The organism is Thauera phenylacetica B4P (genome assembly GCF_000310225.1).
Classification (GTDB): Bacteria; Pseudomonadota; Gammaproteobacteria; order Burkholderiales; family Rhodocyclaceae; genus Thauera; species Thauera phenylacetica.
This window is the reverse complement of sequence record NZ_AMXF01000299.1, coordinates 1-4222: the sequence shown is the minus strand read 5'-3', so window position 1 is coordinate 4222 and position 4222 is coordinate 1. Positions and strand designations below refer to the sequence as shown.

The 4222-nt window shown below is 70.0% G+C and carries 5 protein-coding genes and 1 other RNA gene; all 6 read left to right on the top strand.

Annotated features, from left to right (window positions below):
• Positions 1-501, top strand: a 501-nt coding sequence (locus C667_RS20800; RefSeq protein ID WP_039922569.1) for an SAM-dependent methyltransferase, incomplete at its 5' end; no start/stop codon positions are given.
• A 74-nt stretch (positions 502-575) separates the two neighbouring features.
• On the top strand, positions 576-1616 hold the full coding sequence (pyrC, locus tag C667_RS20795; protein WP_004381755.1) for a dihydroorotase: 1041 nt from the start codon (positions 576-578) through the stop codon (positions 1614-1616).
• Position 1617: 1 nt separating this feature from the next.
• Positions 1618-2124, top strand: a complete 507-nt coding sequence (locus C667_RS20790) for a hypothetical protein (protein WP_004381754.1) — start codon at positions 1618-1620, stop codon at positions 2122-2124.
• Positions 2125-2164: 40 nt separating this feature from the next.
• Positions 2165-2546, top strand: an RNA gene (rnpB, locus tag C667_RS24440) — RNase P RNA component class A.
• A gap of 359 nt (positions 2547-2905) precedes the next feature.
• Positions 2906-3349 (top strand): division/cell wall cluster transcriptional repressor MraZ, encoded by a 444-nt coding sequence (mraZ, locus tag C667_RS20785; RefSeq protein WP_004381752.1) that lies wholly within the window; start codon positions 2906-2908, stop codon positions 3347-3349.
• A partial coding sequence (gene rsmH, locus C667_RS20780; RefSeq protein WP_004381750.1) for a 16S rRNA (cytosine(1402)-N(4))-methyltransferase RsmH occupies positions 3346-4222 on the top strand: 877 nt, incomplete at its 3' end. The genes mraZ and rsmH, both read left to right, overlap by 4 nt.

Below are 4222 nucleotides of genomic sequence, written 5' to 3'. Positions count from 1 at the left end.
GTGGCGGCCTTGTCGGTGTCGGGCTTCGCCGAGGGCGGCTTCCGCTTCGTCGGCTTCCTGCCGGCCAAGGCCGGCGCGCGCGCGGCGGCGCTGCGCGAGCTCGCCGACGAGCGCGCCGCGCTGGTGTTCTACGAGGCGCCGCACCGCATCGCCGAATGCGTGGCCGACATGGAGCAGGCTTTCGGCGGTGCGCGCGAGCTGCTGATCGCGCGCGAGATGACCAAGCTCCACGAGCAGATCGTGCGCCTGCCGCTGGCGCACACCGCGGCCTGGTTCGCCGCCGACGCCAATCGCCTGCGCGGCGAGTTCGTGCTGGTGGTCGAGGGCGCCCCGGCGGGCGAGGCGGTGGATGCGCACGCGCTGCGGGTGCTCGAGCTGCTCCTTTCCGAGCTGCCGGTGAAGGGCGCGGCGCGGCTCGCCGCCGAGATCACCGGGGCGCCGCGCAAGGCCTTGTATGCGCTCGCGCTCGAGCGCAAGGGCGCGGATTCGCCGCCGGCGTGACGCATGCACGTCCGCGCCGGCCGTGTGCACCGCCGAAGCGCCTATAATCGGCGGGTCACACGAGGAACGCCCCGATGCAATCGATTACCCTGATCCGCCCCGACGACTGGCACCTGCACGTGCGCGACGACGCCGCGCTCGACGCGGTGGTGCCGCACACCGCCGCCCGCTTCGGCCGGGCGCTGATCATGCCCAACCTGAAGCCGCCGGTCACCACCGCCGCGCAGGCACTCGCCTACCGCGAGCGCATCCTCGCCGCGGCGCGCGGGTCGAGGTTCGAGCCGCTGATGAGCCTCTACCTCACCGACAACCTGTCGCCGGACGAGATCGACCGCGCCAGCGCGAGCGGCCATGTGGTCGCCTGCAAGCTCTATCCCGCGGGTGCGACCACGAACTCCGACGCCGGCGTCACCGCGATCGACAAGGTCTACCCGGTGCTCGAGCGCATGGAGAGGCTCGGCATGGTGCTGTGCGTGCATGGCGAGGCCACCGGGCCAGAGGTCGATGTGTTCGACCGCGAGCGCGTCTTCATCGAGCGCACGCTGTCGCCGCTGGTGCGGCGCTTCCCCGCACTCAAGGTGGTGTTCGAGCACATCACCACCGCGGAGGCGGCGCAGTTCGTGCGTGCCGCGGGTGCGCACGTCGCCGCCACGGTCACCGCCCACCACCTGCTGCTCAACCGCAACGCGATCTTCACCGGCGGCATCCGCCCGCACCATTACTGCCTGCCGGTCCTCAAGCGCGAGAGCCACCGCGAGGCGCTGGTCGCGGCGGTCACCTCGGGCAACGCGCGCTTCTTCCTCGGTACCGACTCCGCGCCGCACGCGCGCAGCACCAAGGAGAACGCCTGCGGCTGCGCGGGCTGCTACACCGCGCACGCGGCCATCGAGCTCTACGCCGAGGTCTTCGAGGCCGCCGGTGCGCTCGATCGCCTGGAGGCCTTCGCCAGCCTCAACGGGCCGGCCTTCTACGGCCTGGCGCCGAACGCCGACACCATCACGCTGCGGCGCGAACCCTGGAGCGTGCCGGCGAGCTACCCCTACCTGGGCGAGGATCCGCTGGTGCCGCTGCGTGCCGGCGAGCAGGTGGGCTGGAAGCTGGTGGGGGGCGCCTGACATGGGTGTGCGCCTGGATGGGAAGGGTGTCCTGGGTTCGGCGGCGCCCGGGTCGGCGATCCGGAGCGGCGGCCGAGGCGGTGCGGGGCGTGCGCTGCGCCGCGGCCTCGCCGCCGTCGGCCTGCTCGCCGTGCTCGCCGGCTGCGAGAACAGCGCCACGGCCTACATGATCGAAGGCAACCAGCATGCGCTGATCCTGGTGCGCGAGCAGAAGTTCTTCTGGGACGACGAGTTGCGCCAGGCGGTGGTGGTGTCGCGCCTGCCCGCCTGCCAGAAGCGCGTCCGCATCCACCCGGGCTCGACCACACTCGTCGAGATGAAGGTCTACGCCGCCGGCGACGGCCTGTGGGCGCTCCACCAGGGCGCGCGCTGGTATCTCGCCGGCACCGAGGAGTGCCGCCTGCAGGATTGGGACAACCCGGGCGACCGCCCGCCCGGCGTGCTGCTCGGCAGCTTCGCCCTGAAGGACGGCGAGCCCGCCTTCGTCCCGGCGCCCGCCGCCAAATAAGCCGGGCGGTGCCCTGCCGGCGCGCGTATAATCCGCGCCGGAAGTCCGCCAGGCAGTCGCTGCGCACCTTGTCGTGCGTGGAGGAAAGTCCGGGCCCCGCAGAGCAGGATGCCGGCTAACGGCCGGGCGTCGTGAGGCGACGGAAAGTGCAACAGAGAACAGACCGCCGATGGCCTTCGCAAGAAGGATCAGGCAAGGGTGAAACGGTGAGGTAAGAGCTCACCGCAGGACTGGCGACAGGACTGGCACGGCAAACCCCATCCGGGGCAAGGCCAAATAGGGGAGCATCGGCGTGGCTCGCGTCGCTCCCGGGTAGGCTGCTAGAGCGCCACGGCAACGTGGCGCCCAGAGGAATGACTGCCCGACGTCACCGGTTCGCCGGTGGCGTTCGACAGAACCCGGCTTATCGGCGGACTTCCCACTTTTTCCCCGATTTCGCCTGCGCACGCAGCCTCCGCGCGCGGCATCGAGCAGCATCTCCCCCCATTCGTTCCGAATCCGCCCGCGCAAGCCGGCCGGATTGCACTGGCATTCCCACTTTTTCCCACCGCGTCGCTTGCGTGGCCCGATTTCGTGTGCCGTGCGAACGTCCGTGCGCATCTCCCTTGATTTTGCAGGATTTATCCAGGTATTGGCGCACTGCGGTAAGTCATTGTGCAACAAAGGGATTCCGATTTCGCAACCTTGACCGGGCATGGCCTTTCCTCTAAAGTGGGTTCAAGTGGAAAAAAGTGGGGAAAAGTGTCGTTCCGATGCTTTCCCGAAGCCGTCAGGGGGTTCGATGTTCCAGGGAGCGGTGGCGCTCAATCTCGATGCGAAGGGACGCCTTGCGATTCCCGCGCGGCATCGTGATGCCCTGGCCGTCGATAACGGCCAGGTGGTGCTGACCGCCCATCCGCACGGCTGCTGCCTCGTCTATCCCGTTCCCGACTGGAATCCGATCCGCGACCACGTGCTGCGCGCACCGAGCCTGGATCCGCAGGCGGCGATGCTCAAGCGCCTGCTCGTGGGCTTCGCCCAGGAAGAGACGCTCGATGCCGCCGGCCGCGTGCTGGTGGCGTCCTCGCTGCGCAAGTTCGCCGCGCTCGAGAAGCAGGTCTGGCTGGTCGGGCAGGGCACGCACTTCGAGCTGTGGTCCGACGAGCGCTGGGAGAAGCAGCAGCAGGCGATGCTGGACCTGGTCAATACCGGCCTGCCGCCCGGGTTCGAGAGCCTCGCGCTGTGAGCCTCGCCCATGCCCACGTCAGCGTCCTGCTCTCCGAAGCGGTCGACGCGCTCGCGATCCGTGCCGACGGCCTCTACGTCGACGCCACCTTCGGGCGTGGCGGCCACAGCCGGGCGGTGCTCGCGCAGCTCGGGCCGCAGGGGCGCCTGATCGCCTTCGACCGTGATCCGGCGGCGATCGCCGCCGGGCAGGCGGTGGGCGATGCACGGCTGACGCTGGTGCATTCGGCGTTCAGCGCGCTCGACGACGAGCTCGCGCGCCTCGGCGTGCAGGTGGTGGATGGTGTGCTGCTGGACCTCGGGGTGTCTTCGCCCCAGCTGGACGACGCTGCGCGCGGGATGAGCTTTCGCTTCGACGCCCCCCTCGACATGCGCATGGATACGAGCCGCGGGCAGACCGTGGCGGAGTGGCTGGCGGAGGCGTCCGTCGGCCAGATCACGGAGGTCATCAGGGAATATGGAGAGGAACGGTTTGCTCATGCGATTGCAAAGGCGATTGCAACTGCTCGGGCAGGGGGGGCTGTCGCAACCACTGGACAACTTGCCGCGCTCGTGGAAAAAGCGGTCCGCACGCGCGAGCCGGGGCAGCACCCGGCGACACGCACCTTCCAGGCTCTTCGGATTTTCATCAATCAGGAGCTCGAGGAGCTGAGCCGCGTGCTGCCCGCCTGCGTGTCCCGGCTGCGGCCGGGCGGCCGGCTGGCGGTGATCAGCTTCCACTCGCTCGAGGACCGCATCGTGAAGCGCTTCATGCGTGACGAGTCGCGTCCGCCGGTGCTGCCGCGCCGGCTGCCGGTCAGGGCGGCGGATCTGCCCGCGCCGCGCCTGCGGCTCGTCGGCAAGGCGGCGCGTCCGGGCGAGGCCGAGGTCGCGG